This is a genomic window from Bradyrhizobium sp. USDA 3650 (genome assembly GCF_054057395.1).
The window spans coordinates 3,926,040-3,944,384 of the sequence record NZ_JBSRZG010000001.1 but is presented as its reverse complement, the minus strand read 5'-3'; the positions used below and the strand labels follow the sequence as shown (position 1 = coordinate 3,944,384).

General features: G+C 58.6%; 18 protein-coding genes. 12 read left to right on the top strand and 6 right to left on the bottom strand.

Annotation, left to right across the window (positions count from 1 at the left end; genetic code table 11):
* The first annotated feature begins 357 nt into the window (after positions 1-357).
* Together ACVIN2_RS18310 and ACVIN2_RS18305 are read left to right on the top strand one after the other, a co-directional pair.
* On the top strand, positions 358-933 hold the full coding sequence (locus ACVIN2_RS18310) for a hypothetical protein (protein WP_456766610.1): 576 nt from the start codon (positions 358-360) through the stop codon (positions 931-933).
* A gap of 65 nt (positions 934-998) precedes the next feature.
* Positions 999-1,214, top strand: coding sequence for a diguanylate cyclase domain-containing protein (locus ACVIN2_RS18305; protein ID WP_456766609.1), 216 nt, complete (start codon positions 999-1,001; stop codon positions 1,212-1,214).
* A 492-nt stretch (positions 1,215-1,706) separates the two neighbouring features.
* On the opposite strand, the gene ACVIN2_RS18300 is transcribed toward ACVIN2_RS18305, so the two are convergent.
* Complete coding sequence (locus tag ACVIN2_RS18300) at positions 1,707-1,907, bottom strand: hypothetical protein (RefSeq protein ID WP_456769891.1); 201 nt, start codon at positions 1,905-1,907, stop codon at positions 1,707-1,709.
* Between ACVIN2_RS18300 and ACVIN2_RS18295 the strand changes: the two genes are divergently transcribed.
* From ACVIN2_RS18295 to ACVIN2_RS18280, 4 genes are read left to right on the top strand one after another with little or no spacing between them, the layout of a single operon-like run.
* Positions 1,851-2,225: a hypothetical protein gene (locus ACVIN2_RS18295; protein ID WP_456769755.1), complete on the top strand. Its 375-nt coding sequence runs from the start codon at positions 1,851-1,853 to the stop codon at positions 2,223-2,225. The genes ACVIN2_RS18300 and ACVIN2_RS18295 overlap by 57 nt on opposite strands.
* The gene (locus ACVIN2_RS18290; protein ID WP_456766608.1) at positions 2,152-2,385 is read left to right on the top strand and encodes a helix-turn-helix domain-containing protein; all 234 of its coding nucleotides are present in this window, start codon (positions 2,152-2,154) and stop codon (positions 2,383-2,385) included. Before ACVIN2_RS18295 ends, ACVIN2_RS18290 begins: the two co-directional genes overlap by 74 nt.
* Position 2,386: 1 nt before the next feature.
* Positions 2,387-2,575: a winged helix-turn-helix domain-containing protein gene (locus ACVIN2_RS18285; protein WP_456766607.1), complete on the top strand. Its 189-nt coding sequence runs from the start codon at positions 2,387-2,389 to the stop codon at positions 2,573-2,575.
* Positions 2,576-2,582: 7 nt separating this feature from the next.
* Entirely contained in the window at positions 2,583-3,836 is a 1,254-nt protein-coding gene (locus ACVIN2_RS18280) for a tetratricopeptide repeat protein (RefSeq protein ID WP_456766606.1), read from the top strand.
* 107 nt (positions 3,837-3,943) lie between these two features.
* Here the strand turns inward: ACVIN2_RS18280 and ACVIN2_RS18275 are convergent, their stop codons facing one another.
* Positions 3,944-5,734, bottom strand: coding sequence for an adenylate/guanylate cyclase domain-containing protein (locus ACVIN2_RS18275; RefSeq protein WP_456766605.1), 1,791 nt, complete (start codon positions 5,732-5,734; stop codon positions 3,944-3,946).
* Between the two features lie 378 nt (positions 5,735-6,112).
* Between ACVIN2_RS18275 and ACVIN2_RS18270 the strand changes: the two genes are divergently transcribed.
* On the top strand, positions 6,113-6,616 hold the full coding sequence (locus ACVIN2_RS18270) for a T6SS effector amidase Tae4 family protein (RefSeq protein ID WP_456766604.1): 504 nt from the start codon (positions 6,113-6,115) through the stop codon (positions 6,614-6,616).
* A gap of 348 nt (positions 6,617-6,964) precedes the next feature.
* Here the strand turns inward: ACVIN2_RS18270 and ACVIN2_RS18265 are convergent, their stop codons facing one another.
* On the bottom strand, positions 6,965-8,083 hold the full coding sequence (locus ACVIN2_RS18265; RefSeq protein WP_456766603.1) for a hypothetical protein: 1,119 nt from the start codon (positions 8,081-8,083) through the stop codon (positions 6,965-6,967).
* 403 nt (positions 8,084-8,486) lie between these two features.
* Here ACVIN2_RS18265 and ACVIN2_RS18260 point away from each other — a divergent pair, with 403 nt between their 5' ends.
* Positions 8,487-9,857: an IS1182 family transposase gene (locus ACVIN2_RS18260; RefSeq protein WP_026233905.1), complete on the top strand. Its 1,371-nt coding sequence runs from the start codon at positions 8,487-8,489 to the stop codon at positions 9,855-9,857.
* Positions 9,858-10,103: 246 nt separating this feature from the next.
* Positions 10,104-10,553 (top strand): YybH family protein, encoded by a 450-nt coding sequence (locus ACVIN2_RS18255; protein WP_456766602.1) that lies wholly within the window; start codon positions 10,104-10,106, stop codon positions 10,551-10,553.
* Here the strand turns inward: ACVIN2_RS18255 and ACVIN2_RS18250 are convergent.
* From ACVIN2_RS18250 to ACVIN2_RS18240, 3 genes are all read right to left on the bottom strand, one after another.
* Positions 10,504-10,944 (bottom strand): hypothetical protein, encoded by a 441-nt coding sequence (locus ACVIN2_RS18250; protein ID WP_456766601.1) that lies wholly within the window; start codon positions 10,942-10,944, stop codon positions 10,504-10,506. The genes ACVIN2_RS18255 and ACVIN2_RS18250 overlap by 50 nt on opposite strands.
* A 260-nt stretch (positions 10,945-11,204) precedes the next feature.
* Positions 11,205-12,233 (bottom strand): hypothetical protein, encoded by a 1,029-nt coding sequence (locus ACVIN2_RS18245; RefSeq protein ID WP_456766600.1) that lies wholly within the window; start codon positions 12,231-12,233, stop codon positions 11,205-11,207.
* A gap of 295 nt (positions 12,234-12,528) precedes the next feature.
* Positions 12,529-14,325 (bottom strand): SUMF1/EgtB/PvdO family nonheme iron enzyme, encoded by a 1,797-nt coding sequence (locus ACVIN2_RS18240; protein WP_456766599.1) that lies wholly within the window; start codon positions 14,323-14,325, stop codon positions 12,529-12,531.
* Positions 14,326-14,526: 201 nt separating this feature from the next.
* Between ACVIN2_RS18240 and ACVIN2_RS18235 the strand changes: the two genes are divergently transcribed.
* The 3 genes from ACVIN2_RS18235 (at position 14,527) to ACVIN2_RS18225 (ending at position 18,280) form a co-directional block, all read left to right on the top strand.
* Positions 14,527-16,008 carry a caspase family protein gene (locus tag ACVIN2_RS18235; protein WP_456766598.1) on the top strand — a complete coding sequence of 494 codons (1,482 nt, stop codon included), beginning with the start codon at positions 14,527-14,529 and terminating at the stop codon, positions 16,006-16,008.
* 26 nt (positions 16,009-16,034) lie between these two features.
* A complete protein-coding gene (locus ACVIN2_RS18230) occupies positions 16,035-17,261 on the top strand; it encodes an OmpA family protein (protein ID WP_456766597.1) in 1,227 nt (408 codons plus the stop codon).
* A 119-nt stretch (positions 17,262-17,380) separates the two neighbouring features.
* Positions 17,381-18,280 (top strand): DUF4399 domain-containing protein, encoded by a 900-nt coding sequence (locus ACVIN2_RS18225; protein WP_456766596.1) that lies wholly within the window; start codon positions 17,381-17,383, stop codon positions 18,278-18,280.
* The last annotated feature ends 65 nt before the right edge of the window (positions 18,281-18,345 follow it).

Below are 18,345 nucleotides of genomic sequence, written 5' to 3'. Positions count from 1 at the left end.
GCAGACCAACAGGGGCCCTGTAACTCTAACGGACCTTTGACTGGTTGGCCCCGTCCTGTCGCGTAAGCTCAGCATGAGCGCACTGGGACGCACCGGCGATCACGGATCTGGGTGCGTCCCTGGCGCGGCTTGTTGGCTGCCACACAATTGAGTGGGGCCGAACGCAAAACTCTTTAGGTGTCTTACGGACGTAATCGTCCAAAATGTCGAGGGACAACTATGTTTGCCAGAATGACTATTGTGAGTGTCATTGCTTGCACTGCGGCCGCATTAACCGCGATTGACGCGTCTTCTTTAGGAGGGCCCGAGTTCTTTCTCCCCCTCGATGACGCGGCACAGGTTGCGGCACGAAACGTCTTGGTGAAGGCGGTCGATTACCGGGGCAGTCCGGCGCTCGAGGTTCGCCGCCTTGTCTCGGGCGCTGCTCCGGACATAGACACCTTTGCTTTCGTGCCCAGCTTTGACTTTCATAACGGCACCATCGAGATCGAACTTGCCGGTAGCCCGCTTCCTGACGCGCCTCCAGGAGCGCGCGGATTCGTCGGGGTGGTGTTTCGGGTTCAGACAAGTGATGGGTCCTTTGCCACCGAGGGCATTTACGTGCGCCCGACCAACGGCCGTGCGGAGGACCAAGTTCGGCGCAATCACTCAACGCAGTACTTCGCCTATCCAGGTTACGACTTTGCTCGCCTCCGCCGCGAGGCGCCGGGCCAATACGAGTCCTACGTCGACTTGAGTCCGGGCGAATGGACGCCGGTGCGCATCGAGGTAAAAGATAACACCGCAAGGCTGTTTGTGGGCGATGCTTCGCAACCAGCTTTGATCGTCAACGATCTGAAGCACGGACCGGACGCGCACGGCAGCGTTGGGCTCTATGTCGACAACGGCACTGATGGGCATTTTCGGAAGCTCCGCGTCCGGCGTACGAACTGACCTGTGGAAGCTGATACGTCACCCTCCCTATTGCTCCGTTGCCAAAGAGCGCCTCAGCCGCCCTGATGTCTGCTTTCGCTGGGATTGTGTTGGCAGCTCGGTACGGCGGCGAGGAGTTCGCGCTTTTGCTGCCCAACACCGGCGCGGAGGGATGCGGCGAGGTGAGTGAGCGAGTTCGGAAGGCGTTGCGCGAACTCAGCATGCTGCACGCTCTAAATCTTCCTTCCAAGCTCGTCACGGTCAGCCTCGGAGGCACCACCAACACCCCATCCAAGGTATGACCGAAGATGCCCTTGTCGCGACAGCAGACCGGGCGCTCTATGCGGCCAAGGAAAGCGGTCGCGATCGGCTGTGTGTGCAGGTCAGGTTATCCCTTGGCCCGGCGCAAAGACCGCATGAGCCCAGGCGCCTGAGCGCCATCCACCCGAAGGCGATCCCCGTGCCCGACGGTGTCGGAAGAGGTCGAGACCTGGGCTGCCGAACGCGAATGAAGCAGGATCCGGCATCCGACTTAGCGCTGCGGATCCATGGTCGTTCACGCAGTTGTTGCGGCGCTTTCTTAACTTGGATCAATGCGCTGGCGCTAAACTGGCCAAAAGTACCGTCTGAGGCGCACAGGACCTGTTTCTTTCCGGCTAAGTTAGTTTCTATCGCCGGCAGATACCGTTGGGCGCCGGCGCTGAGAGTTCAAGCGGGCTCCCGCCTATCAGGCCGGGAGTGGCGTGTCGTCATTCAGGTCGCACGAGGGTGATCCGATGCCGGCAAATCTTGCGTCAGCGCTCATTACCAAACTCGCTGTGTCGAACCATCTGGATGGCGAGGACATCCGCGCCATTCAGGGCCTGCGCATTCGTGAGCGGCATCTCGGCGCCCGTGAAATTATTGTCGCGGATGGCGTTCGTCCGGGCGAGTGCTGCTTGATCGTTGAGGGGTTTGCCTTCCGCTCGAAAACCACCGCCGACGGAGAGCGACAAGTCCTGTCCTTGCATATTCCCGGTGACATACCTGACCTTCGAAGCCTTCACCTCGGGATCATGGACCACGATCTGGTCAGCCTTTCGCCTTGCACGCTGGGGTTCATTTCGCAAACCCGAGCTGACGGAAGTGACGGCACGACACCCGCACCTGGCCGCTGCCTTGTGGCGAGAGACGCTGATCGATGGTTCTATCTTCCGCGAATGGATCGTGAATGTCGGGCGGCGGCCCGCGCTGCAGCGAATGGCTCACCTGTTGATGGAAGTGCACGAGCGGCTTCAAGCAATCGGGCGCACTCGGGGGGGGGGAGAGTTTAGCTTGCCCATCACTCAAATTGACCTTGGCGATTGTTTGGGACTTTCAGTGGTCCATACGAACCGTACCCTTCAAGCTCTGCGCGGGGAACGGTTGGTGGAAACGGACAGATCGGGCTTCAACTTGCTCGATGAGGAGCGGTCTGCGGCCCAAGAGCTTTGAAGTGCTGCGCTATCTCGCCGAGCGCGCCGGACGGACGGTTACCAAGGAAGAATTGATCGCGGCCATCTGGCCGAACGTCACGGTCAGCGAGGAGTCGCTGACCCGCTGCATCAGCGACATTCGCCTCGCGATCGGCCGTCGCCGCCCAAGAGATCATCAAGACGCTGCCCAAGCGAGGCTATTTGCTTGAAGGACCCGTGTCACGCGACGACGACCAGATCGATCCGTCGGCAGGCAACCTCGCGCTACCCGACAGGCCTTCGATCGCCGTTCTGCCCTTTGTCAACCTAAGCGCCGATCCCGCGCAGGACTTCTTCGCTGATGGAATGGTCGACGACATCATCACGGCGTTGTCCCACTTCAAAGCGCTCTTCGTCATAGCGCGGAACTCGAGCTTCACCTACAGGGGGCGCGCGGTCGACGTGAAACAGATCGGGCGCGAGCTTGGTGTGCGCTATGTCCTGGAAGGAAGCGTTCGCAAAGCCGCTGACCGGGTACGGATCACGGGACAGCTGATCGATACCACCTCTGGAGCACATCTGTGGGCCAATCGGGTCGATGGCAGCCACCGCGATATATTTGGCCTGCAGGATCAAGTCACCGAGAGGGTCGTCAGCGCCATCGCATCGGCCGTCGAAAAGGCGGAGATCGAGCGCGCGAGGCGCAAGCCAAAGCCGAGTCTGGATGCCTATGCGCTATATTTGCGCGGGATGGCCAAGGTGTATCAGTTTGCGAGCCGGCAAGCGAACGAAGAAGCCTTGCGCCTGTTCTACCGTGCGATCGAACTCGATCCAGACTTTGCATCTGCCTACGGTCGCGCCGCCTCTTGTTACGCCCGTTCCAAGGCCGACGGATGGATTGCGGTCACGCCAAACGAGATTGCCGAGGTGAAGCGACTCGCTCGGAAAGCGATTGAACTGGGGAGAGACGATGCGATCGCGCTTGCCGCGAGCGGGTGGGCTTTAGCGTTTGTCGTTCGCGATCTCGCCGCAGCCGCTGACTTGATGGATCGGGCGCTTGTGCTCAACTCCAATTTGGCAGAGGCTTGGCGTTTCAGCGGATGGGTGAAGAGCTGGCTCGGGCAGCCCGAAGCGTCGATCGAGCGCTTCGCACGCGCCATGCGCTTGGACCCGCTCGATCCTCGGATGAGCGGGATACGAAGCGGCGTCGCCCACGCACATTTCTTCGCGGGCCATTACGACGAGGCGGCAGGCTGGGCTGCAATGGCATTGCTGGACAGTCCAGATTTTCAACCCGCTTTACGTATCGCTGCCGCAAGCAATGCAGTGGCCGGTCGTCTGGAGCAGGCACGGCGTTCGGTGGCCAGGCTGCGGGGCCTAAATCCGAAGCTGCTTGTTTCCAGTTTGACAGACAGCTTGGGGCCTTATCAAAAGGCCGAGAACGTGTCGCGATACGAAGAAGGATTGCGTCGGGCCGGACTGCCGGAATAACGATCGGCAATGAGGTCTCACGACCCAGTGAAGCACTTCCGGTTTTGGCCCCTAGCTGACCTGCCACCCGCAGTTGGTCCAGGACCGCTTGTGACCCAATTCGGACATCACCCCTCCGGCACCCCTACGAGGCGCAAGCCTGCATACACCCGCTCGCGCCAGGCAAGGTAAGTCGGATCATCGCTTGATTTGGCGGCGCGCAAGCGATTGACGGTAAAGCCCGGGTTGAGCGAAAGTCCCACCTTTGCGGCGGTTCGCGCCTCATCCAGCGCGCCGAGTAAGCCCAAGGCAGCGGCCAAATATAAATGGGCGAGAGGATAATTGCGGTTGGCTTCAATGCTTCGTCTTAGCCAACCAGCAGCTTCGGCATCCGCACAGAGCTGCAGCTTGGCCATGCCCACACAATAGAACCACCAATAGGCAGCGATATCCCGGGGGGAGAGACGGAGGGCCTCGAGTATATGGCCTTCGGTCTCAGCAGCGCGACCGGTAAACATTTTGGCCAATCCGATAGCGCTATGAGCGTTGGCCAAATTGGCATTGAGTACTAACGCATGTTCGCATTCAGCGATCCCTCGGGCAGCGCGGTTTGTAAAAATGTAGACATAACCCAAGACCAGGTGGGCTTGTGCATGGTCCGGGGCCAATGAAAGCGCTTTGATCGCATACGTTTCGGCTGCCGAAAAGAGCGGGGCTCGGTTGTCCGTTAACAGGTCGGCCCCGATGGTCACATCGACAAATGCCATGCCGACCATTGCCTCGATACTTCGTTGATCGATGGCTAAGGCCTGTTCGAAAAAACCGCGCGCCTGAGTCAGGTACTCGGGGGTCGGCCCCATAAATATGGAAGCCATGCCCTGGAAATATAGATCCATCGCATCGGGATGGGACGAACGCTCCGCTCGTCGTGCCTCGGCTACGATGAGTTGGGCATCTAATGTGCGGGCGAGCCTCGATACGATTTCGTCCTGCATATCGAAAAGATCGGCGACGGGCTTCTCGAAGCGCTCCGCCCAAAGAGTTCTTGCGCTCTCGGCGTCAATTAGCTGCACGTTCACCCGAAGCCGCTTGCCACGACGCTGTACTGAGCCTTCAAGCACATAGCGGATATTCAACTCCCGCCCGATCTCGCGTACGTCGTTTGATTTGCCCTTGTATGAGAAGGCGCTGTTGCGGGCGATGACGAACGAGCCGCTGATGCGCGACAGGTCAGTGGTCAGGCTCTCAGTGACACCATCGACAAAGTAATCTTGCTCCGGGTCACCGCTAAGGTTGGCGAACGGCAGCACAACGATGGAAAGGCGAGGCGGCGAAAGTGGGCCCGACCTGGTGCGCTCAGCTTGTGCCGCTCGGCTGGGCCTGTCCGGGACCACCGCATAAGCTCGGACCGGAAGGGCAATGTTCTTGAGATTCTGCTCGCCCAGATCGAAGAACTCAACCGCGACCTTGCCTCGAACGTAATCGTAGGCAGAAGACGAGATGCAGATGCCGCCGGGCTCTGCGATGCTCTCAAGCCGCGCCGCAATGTTAACGCCGTCTCCAAAGACATCATGGGGCTCGACGATTACGTCGCCGATATTGATGCCCACGCGGAAGGCAATACACCTGTCTTCAACCTCACCGATGGTAAGTTCCTTGATGCGGGTCTGGAATTGAATAGCAGCTCGGACCGCTTTGACCGCGCTCGGAAACTCGGCCAAGAACCCGTCGCCGGTGTTCTTCACGACGCGGCCGCCGTGTTCCGCAATCGCGGGCTCAACATTTTCTGCTAGGAGGGCGGTCAGTTTCGAATGCGTCCCCTCTTCGTCGTGGTGCATCAGCCGGGAATAGCCAGCCACGTCAGCGGCCAATATTGCCGCCAACCTGCGCTCAACCCGGACTGGCCGCTCTTCCACCATGGCATGCAATCCGACCTACAGCATACCGTACGACGGATCAGAGGTGAGTGCCAAACGCGTTTTGACGGGATTCCCATCCGAGATGATGTCGGTTGTTGGCCCAAAGCCGACCTGCCGCGCGCATCCGGTCAAGGACCGCTTGTGACCCACAAGCGAAGTCAGGCCATGTCTGCTTCCCGGCGTTCCAGATGCTTGCGAACGCGACAGCGGCCGGTTAGTTGGCGCGAAACGAACACCCTACTTCGCGCGAAACGAACACCCTACTTCGGCAAAAGCTGTTGACCCGTTCAATGGCCAAGGCAAGATGCCACAGTGTGCGCACGCATACCTCTCTCATCGGATACCGCGACGCTAAGGGTTCAACGGTAAGGGCAAATCATGGGCTTTATCAACATAGGCTACAGCACGTTGCTGGCTAACCATCCAAGTATGACGGACGAATTCAAAACGATGATCAACGGCTCCATAAAGAAGTTCCACGACGAACCAGGGCACAAGAATACGTGCGCCTCGAAAATCAGTTGGGCGTTCAACCATGTCGATGGTCACTATATCAATTGCGATGGGGACTACGGAAAAGGTGGCGTGCTCGTCAAGAAAGTTCGGTTTCTTATAGACGACGACGGTTGGGAGTATATTTTTTCGACTCTCGATCTTCGGCAGTACCTCAATAATAGATATGGCGCCGGACAGATGTTTCCGAACACATCTAAAATAGGGAGCCGGAACGGAGTGATCATATTTGAGCCAACGGACACGAGTACCATCGGCCATACTGACATCTGGGTGAATGGGCAGATACACGACGCTGACTTGTACTTTGGCAGTTGGTATTCGGCAGTGACAAACGACAGAGTCTTTTTTTGGGACCTCAATTCGTAACTTAGTGAAAAGCACAGGGTAATATCGGCTAGTGGGCAGCCGGCTTATGCCTGCAACACCTTGTCCGGAACTGGCCCACCTCGGACCTCCCGACCGGCACCGGTTATGTCCGCTTTCGGTGCTGAACCGGAAGTAAGCAGCCGGGATGCCGAAAGGCCGCTTTTGACCCAACTGAGACATCGGCTGTCATCGAACCGTGAAGAGCAATAGTCACACTTTCGGCCCCTTCCATTGAGGGCGGCCCTGCTGGCAGCATCCGTTGCGATAGTTTGGGGACTGGCATGAGGCGGCGGGAGTTTCTCGCGGGTCTGTTGTACAGTCGAGCCAGCGGCTCGAAAGCGAGGCTGATCACTGTGCATCCGCCGGAATCTTGCCTGTCGAAACGAGTACGTAAATTCGTCTGCCGGCAAGCGTGATCGTGCCGATCACGGTCCCCTCGGTTATAACCTCTGACAACGTCACGTAGCCTGCGGTGATTGGAAAGTAGAGCGCCTTGAATGTCGACAGCACTCCGTTGGCTTTAAGTTGCGCAAAGCCTTCTGCCAGCATCTCCTCGAGGTATCTCAGCAGCCACGACCGCGCGTATGCGTCGATATTCAGCTGTGCCCGAAATCGTCGCAGCAGCGCGAGGCGAGGCGAGAAGAAGCGGTGGACCAGTTCATGCAGCAGAGTTTCTTTCGCAGAAGCGGCTGACTGCTGCAGTGAGACCTTGATATTTCCATACGCGTCCGTTGACCCCAACGCATTGTTTGGCAGCGTTGGTTTGTACGTGGTGGATGGAGGCGTTCCGGGCGGTGGCGGAGCTCCGACCCTCGCTGGTGCGGCGTAGCGGGCTCGGGCGGCTTTTATCGGCCCGCGAAGCAGCAGGGCCTGGATAGTCGCTATTCCGAGAACGACGAGGGCGCGGGCGAAGTGCTGGCCGGCCTCGTCGAGATCTTCATTCGTACTCGCATCGAGCGCGGTTTCGACGAAGTCAACTAACGCGCCCGCGCCCGAGAATATCGAAAAGCCCACCGACAGGACGCCAATGCCCAGCAGGACCAAATCGATGACCTCTCCGATCCCGAAGGCATGCGACGCGGCCCAGGCAAGGAGCGTGCCCACCATGATCGCCAGCGCCTTGGGCTCCAGCAACGCCTCACCGACGGACTTGAGATTCGCCGGCAGATACTTCAGGGAATGTGCGATTCCTGCTGATAGTTTCTGGGCCTTCGACATGTGTACGACCGGGTCTGTTGGGACCGGGGGGCTCGAGAAGTCGAACCGGTAGCCAGACTGAGACGCCCAGATCATAGCCTGTCGAGCAACCGCATAGTTTATGCCGCGCGGGCGGCTTTCGGCGTAGACCGCCTGTGTCCACTCTCTAGGAACCATCCCTGTGAAACACGGAACGTTTTGTTTGATCCACTGGAGCACGTCAAACGAGTTGTGGATGTTGCCTCTGAACTCGGTGAAGCCTACCGACATCGTATTTCCCGCGTAATTTTTTCCTATGCTGACATAGCATCAACCGTGACAGAAAGACTCCGGTTGAGCTTGATTCGAGATTGAGGACAGCTTGATTTCTCCTTTAGATGAGCACGCGGGCAGTTTCGCCTTACTTGCAATCGGGGCATCGCGAGCCTCGCGAATTGTCGTCGTCAATGCCGCAGGGCAGGCGCACACGCAGTGATCACCGCCTCAGCCAAGACGAAATGGCTGATGGTTGATCCCGCCGCTGCCAGCTTTGAGGGTGAGTTCTCCAGCGTCACTACCAGCTACGCCGGACCAGTGACTTCCGTTCTTGGCCGATTTTGTTGCAAAAGTCGGTTGAGACAAGTCACGAACCGTGATTCCGTTGTGTTGACGCGAATCTCGGCGAGGTCGATCCATGATGGGCCGTCTGAAGAGTGACCAAGGTCAACTGTTCTACGAGTTTCGTCTTGGCGACGCGATACCCGAAGATCATCTGGTGCGGAAGATCGATGCTGCTCTCGATCTGTCCTGGCTTCGCGGTGAACTAGCATCTCACTATTCGTCGATGGGGCGCCCGTCGATTGATCCGGAACTGATGATCCGGATGCTGGTCGTGGGGTATGTCTTTGCGATCCGCTCGGAACGGCTGATCTGCCGTGAAGTGCAGGTGAACCTCGCCTATCGCTGGTTCTGCAAGCTTGGTATCGAGGACGCTGTCCCGGATCATTCGGCATTTTCGCGCGCCCGCAACGAGCGCTTCCGTGATGGAGATGTTCTCCGCCGCGTGTTCGAACGGATTGTCGAGACATGCATTGCCGCCGGTCTGGTTGGTGGCGAAGGATTTGCAGTCGATGCGAGCCTGATTGCGGCCGACGCGAACAAGCAGCGCTCGATCGCAGGTCAGGACTGGCGCAGGGATCGCGATCCGGCCAGGTCCAGCCGCGCGGTGAAGGAGTATTTGGCAACCCTCGACGATCCGGCGTGGGGCGCCGCCAGCGATGTCATCCCGAAGTTTGTCTCGCCATCCGATCCGGCAGCGCAGTGGACCGGCGCTCACAAGGGGCCGGCATTCTTCGCGTACTCCGACAACTATCTCATCGACGTGAAGTTCGGCGTCATCGTGGATGTCGAGGCCTCCCGCGCCATTCGCCAGGCCGAGGTCGGTGCAGCAAAAACCATGATCGAACGAACCGAGGAGCGCTTTGGTCTCAAGCCAGAGCGACTTGTCGGGGATACCGCTTACGGAGCGGCTCCGATGCTGAACTGGCTGGTCGAGGAGAAGGGCATCGCGCCGCATATCCCTGTGTTCGATAAGTCGAAGCGGGATGATGGCACCTTCTCGCGGAGCGACTTTCGATATGACCCAACCGGGGACGTTTACCACTGCCCGGGTGGTAAGCGGCTTGGGACGAGCGGTACCGTGCACGAGGGCAAGACCCTTCTGTATCGTGCCAGCAAGCTCGACTGCGATGTATGCCCGCTCAAACCGCAGTGCTGCCCAAAGGAACCATCACGCAAGATCCCGCGCGATATCCATGAGCATGCCCGAGACGTTGCCCGGTCGTTCGCTGGCACCGAGGGCTTCGAGCTCTCTCGGCGTCAGCGCAAGAAGATCGAGATGAGGTTCGCACACTTGAAGCGCATCCTGAAGCTTGGTCGGCTCCGATTGCGAGGCCCGCAAGGTGCCCAGGATGAGTTTGTTCTAGCCGCCATCGCTCAGAATCTGAGGCGGTTTGCATCGCTGGTCGCACGACCGCCGCCGGCTCAGGTTCTGCGCATCGCGTAGCGTAGCGTCAAAGTTGCGTAAAATGCGTCAGGGCCAGCGCTTCAAAGCGCGGCTCAACAAAAGGCCCAGCGGCCAAATCCATTGCAGCCAACTTTTGCAACAAAATCGGCCCATAGCTGACCTGCCGCGCGCAGCCGGCGGAGGACGGCTTGTGACCTATAATAGACCTTTGAAGGCCCGACACTCCACGCATCGTGTACGCTAAGGCAATGCTCGTTGTCGGACGGAACAGCCAACGGAGGGAACATGGCGTTCAGATCAGCGACTTTTGTCCTTTGCCTGCTGCTCGCCACTCCGCGCATCTTGATCGCGGGAGAAACTCTCGATGCTGCCGCCATGGACGAGATGCATAAGCATTTTTCAGAAGCGTACAATCGCGGCGATCTGAGCACCATGGCCGCGACATTCACAGAGAACGCCGTGCGAGTAACGCCCAGCGGCATCTTTCAAGGCAGGAACGCCATTCGCCAAAGTTTCAGCGACGCCCTCAAGCTCGGACTGCATGATTATTCGGTCCAAAGAACCCTCTCTCGCGCCGAGGGCTCGTTCGTCTTTAATGCTGGAAAATGGCAGGCCAAGGTGGGAGACAGGGCGTTTCGCGGATATTACTCATCCATACTTACCAGCGAAGATGGACAGCCGAAGATCATAGATAGGCACTCTCGAACGCGAATCCAGCGGGTCTCGAGCGCGTGAAACGATCGTACCAGTCCGGCATTCCATCTGACAAAAAACGTTCATTCGGCGTGGGAAGCGCCCATCTCGGCAAATGCACGGATTCGAACTGCTCCCACACATACATGCCGTTCAATGGATAGCGCCTATCGGAGGAGCAGCCAGCTGCGGCTTCCTCGAGCGTGAAAATTCCGTCCCTTTGCGCTTCCAGAACCTGACCAGTGAGCCGCTTGTGCCCACTGATGACGGCAGCCTGGTGAGCACTCGCGATGGCCGCGCGGATGCTGTAGTCGCGGTCACTGACCCAGATTTCCAGAAGCGGTTGCCGAGCTTCGTTGGCGCGGCCGTAGGAGTGATAGAACCAAAGCCCGAAGTCGCCGTCGCTCTCATCGACCTTCAGCTCGCCTGCCATGGTGGGTAGACCAGCAAGCCGGAGATCTCGTATCCACGGGTACCAGCGGTGTTTTGAGTGGTGCTTTTGCCGAAGCCGGTCACCTTCGTTACGCTGGTGAATGTAAACGTCGAAACAGTCCCGCTCTGCAAAGGAAGCTTGTGTCTTTTCATCCCAACAAGGCCGTTGTTCTTTGACCGTTTTGCCGGATCGGTGCTGTTGACCCAAAGGTGCTATTCAACGTCTAGCGTGACGTCCGGCTTCTGTCCGTTCTTCGGATGCTAACCGGGGAAGTCGCGGAACTCCTTGACGAGATTAAACGGAATTTTCCACCCGGCGCCTCCGTCGCGCATCAGCATCTTGATGTCCTCCGTCCTGTTTTCTTTTCCGGTTTTTGGATCGGTCTCCAGTGTGTGGCCGTTGCTGTCCCAAGGTTTGGTCGCGCTCTTCGAGTAGTAGCCGAGAAAATGCCCGGCTTCATGGGCAGACGTGTTAGGCCCGCGTTGCGAGCTGATAAAGGCAAGGTCTAACGATCGAGCAAATGAGCCATTCGGGAAGGAGCCATTGGACAGAAGCTTGTCGACACAGAAAATGGTTAAGTGGGCGCCCCGGACTTTGTGTTTGGCGAAGAAGCCCTTCAGTTTTTCGACTTCGATCATATCGGGAAAGGTCGCCAGACTCGCATCCTTCATGCCAACCGCGTTGGCGAGCTCCTGTTTGACGGCAGTCTGCGCGTCGTCGATGAAGAGCCAGTCGCTTGGCACTCGCTCGAAGCGGATGTTGGCCTGCGGCTTCCATATATTGTTCATAGTCAGCAATTCATCTTGGTCGCTGCAAGGCTTCTTGGCGTGAAACATGGGAGCGCCGCCACTGCCCGGAACCATGACATTGCGGAACGCCACCTTGATCTTGATTTCCGGCAGCACGACGACATGGAGCTTGGCTTCGATCTTCCGGTCGGCCGACCGGGCCACCACCTCCAGACCGGGAAAGCCAATCGGCTTGATCCGGCCATTGATTTCGAAAAACCGTGCATCGCCATTGAATGTGGCGGGAAGTGACGCCGCCCTGAGCTGCGGATCGATATCGGGTGCGGAGAATGCATCTCTGGCCTGCATGACGCGTCTAAGGGTATCGGCGCCGTCGATCTCCTTGATTGCGAGGGCATGGGCGTTAGGATCGACTTTGAGCTTTCTTCCGGGATCGATCAGGGCCACGATGTTGGAGCCGCCGAACGGCACCACCACGCCTGGCGGGCTACGGCGCTCATCGATGCCGGAGCGGCGGAAAACCTCCTGGAAAGCGGCCATGTCCGGTTCTCCTGTTGTGGTTCGGCGCGTCAACGCGAAGTTTTGCGCGCGGGCGGTTTGAATCAAAGCGCCGGCTCAGTCGAAAGTGTATGGTGTCGGGTCCGTCTGGGTCGTCAGGCCCGACAGGAAGAGCTACGGCACGAAGTAGGTGCGAAAATCGGCTAACGAACTGGGACGGGTTCAAATGCCGGAATGTTCAATGAAGTTGCCGGCGGTCCAGCTCAATTCTGGTCAGAGTCACACGTCAACGGTGCCTGGGCTAAGGCGGTTTGAACCTGCCGACGGGAAACTCCGATCACCGTCCTAGTCGCCGTCCGTTCTCGCGAACGACTCGAAATCCATTCGCCTGATAGCGAACATTGAAATCATATCTAAACCGTGCGGCTGAGCGCAGATATTTCGGGTCATTGTTAAACGAGCCGCCCCGAAGCACCCGCTCGGGACAACCCGGTTTGACCGAAGCGGATCCATCAGTGGGCGTCCCTCGATAGCCCTCGGTCCAGCAATCCTCGACCCACTCTGCGGCGTTGCCGGCCATGTCATAAATATCAAACGCATTTGGTTTGAATGATCCAACCTGCATGGTGGCGTGGTGCGGTTCATTGGTGCAGCCCGCACAATTTGCGCGGTCCTTCTCCACTGACCGGCCCCAAGAATAGGGTGAACTGGTGCCGCCTCGGGCGGCGTACTCCCATTCACTTTCCGTTGGCAGTCGGTAGGTCTTCCCAGTCTTTTGCGACAGCCATGCGGCATAGGTTTTTGCGTCGTTCCAATCGACATCAGTGACGGGACGGCGGCCGCGTCCCGCTCCGGCATCGGCCGGCCGATAGGTGCAGCCCCTGTCCATGACACAGGCGTCCCACTCATCGTATGTGACTTCGTACTTACCGATGTAGAACGGCTTGCGAATCGACACCTGATGCACAGGGCCTTCAAAAGGGAAGACCTCAGTCGAACCCATGTTGAAATTGCCTGAAGGTATCAGCACCATTTCCGGGCATTGGGAACAGTCACGAATTGTAGACCTCGGCGGCGGCGAGACCGGCGGCGCGGGCATGTTGGTCACAGTCGGTGTTTGCGGCTTTGCCGGGCTGACTACCGCGCCAAGGCGTTGCAGGCCTGACCGCGCCTCGGAGGCATACGGACCGCTCGGATAGGCATCGAGATAGGCCTGAAAATCGGCCGCGTTGTTGCTGCTCTTGATCGTATCCCAGAAACCTTGTTCCACCGTATCAGGCGGGGTGCCCAATCTCGCGACCGCACGCGACGCCGTGTCTGTTGGTTCGTTGCGGCCTGTAACGACAAAGTCAGCGGCCTCGAGCGACGCTTCCCAGGGGAGTTGCTTGTTGCGGCTTCCCTTCGCGACCGCAGCCCGGGTTTGGCCAAATGCTTCCTTGAAGGTTCGACCGGGGGACTTGGCGGCTTTCACGAACTCGTCAGCAAACAGGCTGAGCGCTCCCTTTTGATCCTCCACGACCTGCCCGGGGAGTGCGGGGTAAGCTTGAGTGATGCCCTGGATAGGACTGACGTTGGCGAGCCCAATTGCCTTGACCGATGTTTTTTGCTGCCATGGATTTTTCCTCGCCGCATCAAGGATGACGGCTGAACCTCTGGGCCGGGCAACGATCAACGGATCGAGAATGAGATCGCCATCCACCGCGTTGGAGTGGATGTCGAGATCCGATGCAATGGTACCATCGATCGGGATGAGGAAATTGCGGCCTTCATACTGGATGGCATGACCGGCGAAGTAGACGACGGCGGTGGCGCCGCGTTCCAGTTTTTGGCTGAATTGTTGGATTGCCGCATCCATATCGGCATGCCGCGCATCCTGCGCATAAACCACGTCAAAACCACCAGCCTTCAAAAGCTCGGCGATCGCTTTCGCGTCCGAAACCGCCGTACGGACAGGCGACTGCGGATAAGATCCATTTCCGATAACGAGAGCGACCCTCTTGTCGGCCTGCGCAGCACTCGCGTTCTGGCCCCGGGCGGCCGAAAGAAAAAAGAGCTGTGGGATGAACGCGCCAGCCGCAAAGGCGCACAAAACAACGAGCACCTTTAAAGCGCGGCCCATGCCTGACAGTTTCATCGCTTCATCAGCCCTGGACCTGGATCAACGCAAAATGCCCCAGACTTGGATCAGCGCAAAACTCCGGTTCATATGCGGTCTGCTCAGCCTGAAGCAAACGAACGGGCGCAGTGTGCAAATATGTTGGTGAGGCTAACACGCTGGCTGAATGGAAACAAGAAGTTGCGAGATTCAGCGATTGCTCCTAGTCTCAGACTACCGGTGCCGCTCGGCAAGCCATTTGGCGGAACTCCGTTCGTGAAATTCGTTTGCACACTTTGCTTGATTGCTTGTTCCATGTGCCTGTCTCTGCTTCTTTCGCAAGAGGCGCGCGCTGACGGGCGTGTCGCGCTAGTCATAGGCAATGCGGCATATGCCAATGCAACATTGCTCCGCAACAGCCGCAACGATGCTGACGACATCTCCGATCAATTGCGTCGCCTCGGGTTCGAGGTCATCGACGGTCGCGATCTCGATGGCCGTGGCATGCGCGCTGCATTGGCGCGTTTTGCGCAGAAGCTGCGGGGCACTGATGCTGCGTTGTTCTATTATTCGGGCCATGGGCTTCAGATTGAAGGTCAGAACTACCTTGTCCCTGTCGATGCGCAAGTCGATCCCGATTCAATCGTGACATTCGACCTCGTGAAGCTTGACGACGTGGTCGAAGCGCTCGGATATAGCTCGGGGACGCGACTTATGGTTCTGGATGCCTGCCGGACCAATCCGTTTGCGAAGGCTATAGCCCAACGCAGCGGCAATCGCGGCGGGGAAATCACCCGAGGACTTGCCCGGATCGACCGGACTCAGGGCATGTTGATCGCCTATGCGACCCAGGCCAACGCGGTGGCGGCTGATGGTATCGGCCGCAACAGTCCGTTTACCAACGCGCTGGTTCGCGAGATGCAGGAACCGGGGATCGAAGTCGGCGCGCTGTTCCGGCATGTCGCCGTCAGTGTCAACCGTGAGACGCGCGGGCAACAAATACCGGAGCTCTCGGTCTCCCTGCTGGGGGATTTCTATTTGAATCCCCAAGAGAGCGATCTGGACGCATGGAAGAAGATAGGACCGCTGTCTTCCGCGAGCGTTGCGACGTTGAAGGCATTCATCACGAAGTTTCCGTCGAGCAGCCTTGTCGACGCGGCCCGCGCCCGGATCGACACTATCGAGAATGCCAACGAGCGTGACCGACTTGTCAACGAATACAACGAAAAGGAGCGGCAGCTTCGGGTTGATCTGGAGCAGGCCGAAGCCGGCTTCCGAAAAGCCAGCGAAGAATTGGCCCAATTGCGTAAGCGCGACGAGGTCAGGCAAGCCGACGACGAAAAGCGATTGAGTTCGAGCGCCCCCGCGCAACCGTCCAGGCCTTCGCCTCCCGAACCTGGCGCTGAGGAAAAAGATCGGCGTGATCAGCTCGCGAATGAAGTGGCGGCACTCGAGGCAAACAGGATCAGATTGGCCGAGCAACGCGCCACACTGGAGCGCGCGATGGCGGAGAAACTGTCGAAGGCGCAATCCGATCGTGAGCGCGCCGAGCAACGCCTTGCGATCGAGACTGCCCGGCTGCCGTCGGTCGCGGCTGACTCGCGGGCAGCCCCTACACCGACTCGGCAGAAATCGACGCCCCGTTGCCAGGAGATTAATGCACGTGCGCAACTGGGTGACATATCGGAATCCGATCGCACTGCCCTTCGCCAATGTCGCTAGTTCATTTTAGCCAAGGTTGAACAGACATGATTGATCGCGCTCCAATCGTCACCTGCTTCGCGATCGGCTTCCTGATGACGGCCATCCAGGCGTGCTATGCGCAGGCGACCTCGCCAACGCCTTCGCCGCCACAAGCCTCTTCGGCTCCGCCGCCACTGCCCACGCCGATCGCTTTCGACGACGCGCTGTTGCGGGCTGCCAACGATCTCTTTTCCAAGGCTACGGTGCCGGCAGGGTCGGACAAGGTTGAACTCGTCATCGATCCGTTGATTGACGCTGCGACCGGCGCGCAATCAGCTGCAACCCGCCTGATGCAGGAGCGCATCAAGGACCTCGTAGCCAAGTCATATCCCCGCTTCGCCGTGTTGCCATTTTCCAGCGAGGCCCTGAGCCGCGCTCCTGTTGTCCTGATCGGGACCTTTACGGCCATAAACAATGCCGGTGCACCTGACGGTGCTCGGGACGCCTATAGGATCTGTCTTGCATTGGCAGACCTTCGCAGCAAGAGCATCGTATCCAAGGGCGTTGCGAGGGCAAGACCCGACGGCGTTAAAGCCGAACCCACGCCGGCATTCGCCGAGGCTCCGATCTGGACCAATGATCCGGCGATCGCCGTCTACATCAAGACCTGCCAGGGGACGAAGCCGGGCGACCCGATCGATCCCCTATATGTCGAGAGGATCGCCACGTCGGCATTTGTGAGCGACGCAATCCTCGAATACGACGACAGACGCTATCGAGAGGCGCTGGCGTTCTACCGGACGGCCCGGCAAATGTCGGGCGGCGACCAACTTCGTGTTCATTCTGGTATTTATCTGTCCAGCTGGAAGCTTAATCGCCGGACCGATGCCACCGAGGCATTTGGCAGTCTCGTCAAGTATGGCCTGACGGCCAATAAGTTGTCCGTACGGCTTCTGTTCAAGCCGGGCACGACGCAGTTCCTCGATGACCAGAATATCACAGGTCCATACCCGATGTGGCTAAGTCAGATCGCGTCGCAGGCGATGCAGAACGATTCCTGCATCGATGTCGTTGGGCACACATCAAATACCGGACCGGCGCAAATCAATGAACGCCTGTCGGTGCTGAGGGCGCAGTTCATCAAGGATCTCCTGCAGAGTGCTTCTCCCAGCCTGGCTGACCGGCTGAAGGCGGTCGGCGCCGGATCTCGAGAATCGATCGTCGGGACGGGCCGCGATGACGCGAGCGATGCGATCGACCGCCGCGTCGATTTCAACGTACACCGATGCTGAATGCGCATTGAACTCTCGACGCTGCCGCGCACTCTCTACTTTTGTCTTGTCTGGCCACGTTCATTTCCTTCAATCCAGAGCGCATCGCGCTCAAAATTATCGGCCTTAGGGGGTCTCTCATGGTATCGAAAGCCTTGGTCGCAATGACGACGTCCCTCCTGATTTTAGCGGGAGCGTTCGGCTCAGCGCATGCACAGCCAAAGCCCGCCGGCGGTCCTACGACCTCGCCTGCTGGTGCTGCGGTCTATTTCGTGGACATCAAGGACGGGCAGACCGTCCCGACGAAATTCACCGTTCATTTTGGTTTGAAGGGAATGGGCGTAGCGCCGGCCGGATCCGACAAGGGAAACTCCGGTCACCATCATCTGTTGATTGATGCCGAGCTGCCGCCGATGGACAGTCCCATTCCGAGCGACTTCAATCATCTGCATTTCGGTGCAGGTCAGACCGAAGCCGAAGTTACGCTCACGCCGGGAGACCACACACTACAGCTGCTGTTGGGCGACAAGAATCATGTGCCGACGTCACCGCCGCTGTTCTCTGATCGTATCCATGTTCACGTCGTCGATCAGACTGCAGTCCCGTCGGCCCAGGCCACGCCGCATTCGGGACGTCACCCGTCGCCCTCCGGAGCGAAAGTCTATTTTGTCTATCCCGGGGACGGGGCGTACGTCACGCCAACGCCTGTTGTCCGTTTCGGCCTGGTCGGCATGGGCGTTGCTCCCGCCGGCTTCGAAAAGGCGAATACGGGGCACCACCATTTGCTGGTCGATACCAGCCTGCCGCCATTTGATCAGCCGATCCCCAATGATTTCAACCATCTTCATTTTGGCGCGGGTCAAACCGAAGCCAAAATCAATCTGCCGCTGGGTCGTCACACGCTGCAGCTGATCCTGGCCGACGAAAATCACATACCACACGATCCCCCGGTTTTCTCGCAGCTTATCAATGTTGTGGTGACCGCCAGCGGTCGTAAGTCGCCGACGCGGAAACATCACCGAATATCGCACTATCATTAGGCACGAGACGGAGGCAGGCGAACGCGCGCAGCCCAACGCAGTGGTCTCGCGTCTCGCTTTGAGTT

What these genes read in the sequence shown, in the direction of transcription:
- ACVIN2_RS18305 (WP_456766609.1), top strand. Translation starts at nt 999, where the DNA reads ATGTCTGCTTTCGCTGGGATTGTGTTGGCAGCTCGGTACGGCGGCGAG.
- ACVIN2_RS18290 (WP_456766608.1), top strand. Translation starts at nt 2,152, where the DNA reads ATGGCTCACCTGTTGATGGAAGTGCACGAGCGGCTTCAAGCAATCGGG.
- ACVIN2_RS18275 (WP_456766605.1), bottom strand. Translation starts at nt 5,734, where the DNA reads ATGGTGGAAGAGCGGCCAGTCCGGGTTGAGCGCAGGTTGGCGGCAATA.
- ACVIN2_RS18270 (WP_456766604.1), top strand. Translation starts at nt 6,113, where the DNA reads ATGGGCTTTATCAACATAGGCTACAGCACGTTGCTGGCTAACCATCCA.
- ACVIN2_RS18265 (WP_456766603.1), bottom strand. Translation starts at nt 8,083, where the DNA reads ATGTCGGTAGGCTTCACCGAGTTCAGAGGCAACATCCACAACTCGTTT.
- ACVIN2_RS18260 (WP_026233905.1), top strand. Translation starts at nt 8,487, where the DNA reads ATGATGGGCCGTCTGAAGAGTGACCAAGGTCAACTGTTCTACGAGTTT.
- ACVIN2_RS18255 (WP_456766602.1), top strand. Translation starts at nt 10,104, where the DNA reads ATGGCGTTCAGATCAGCGACTTTTGTCCTTTGCCTGCTGCTCGCCACT.
- ACVIN2_RS18250 (WP_456766601.1), bottom strand. Translation starts at nt 10,944, where the DNA reads ATGGCAGGCGAGCTGAAGGTCGATGAGAGCGACGGCGACTTCGGGCTT.
- ACVIN2_RS18245 (WP_456766600.1), bottom strand. Translation starts at nt 12,233, where the DNA reads ATGGCCGCTTTCCAGGAGGTTTTCCGCCGCTCCGGCATCGATGAGCGC.
- ACVIN2_RS18240 (WP_456766599.1), bottom strand. Translation starts at nt 14,325, where the DNA reads ATGAAACTGTCAGGCATGGGCCGCGCTTTAAAGGTGCTCGTTGTTTTG.
- ACVIN2_RS18230 (WP_456766597.1), top strand. Translation starts at nt 16,035, where the DNA reads ATGATTGATCGCGCTCCAATCGTCACCTGCTTCGCGATCGGCTTCCTG.
- ACVIN2_RS18225 (WP_456766596.1), top strand. Translation starts at nt 17,381, where the DNA reads ATGGTATCGAAAGCCTTGGTCGCAATGACGACGTCCCTCCTGATTTTA.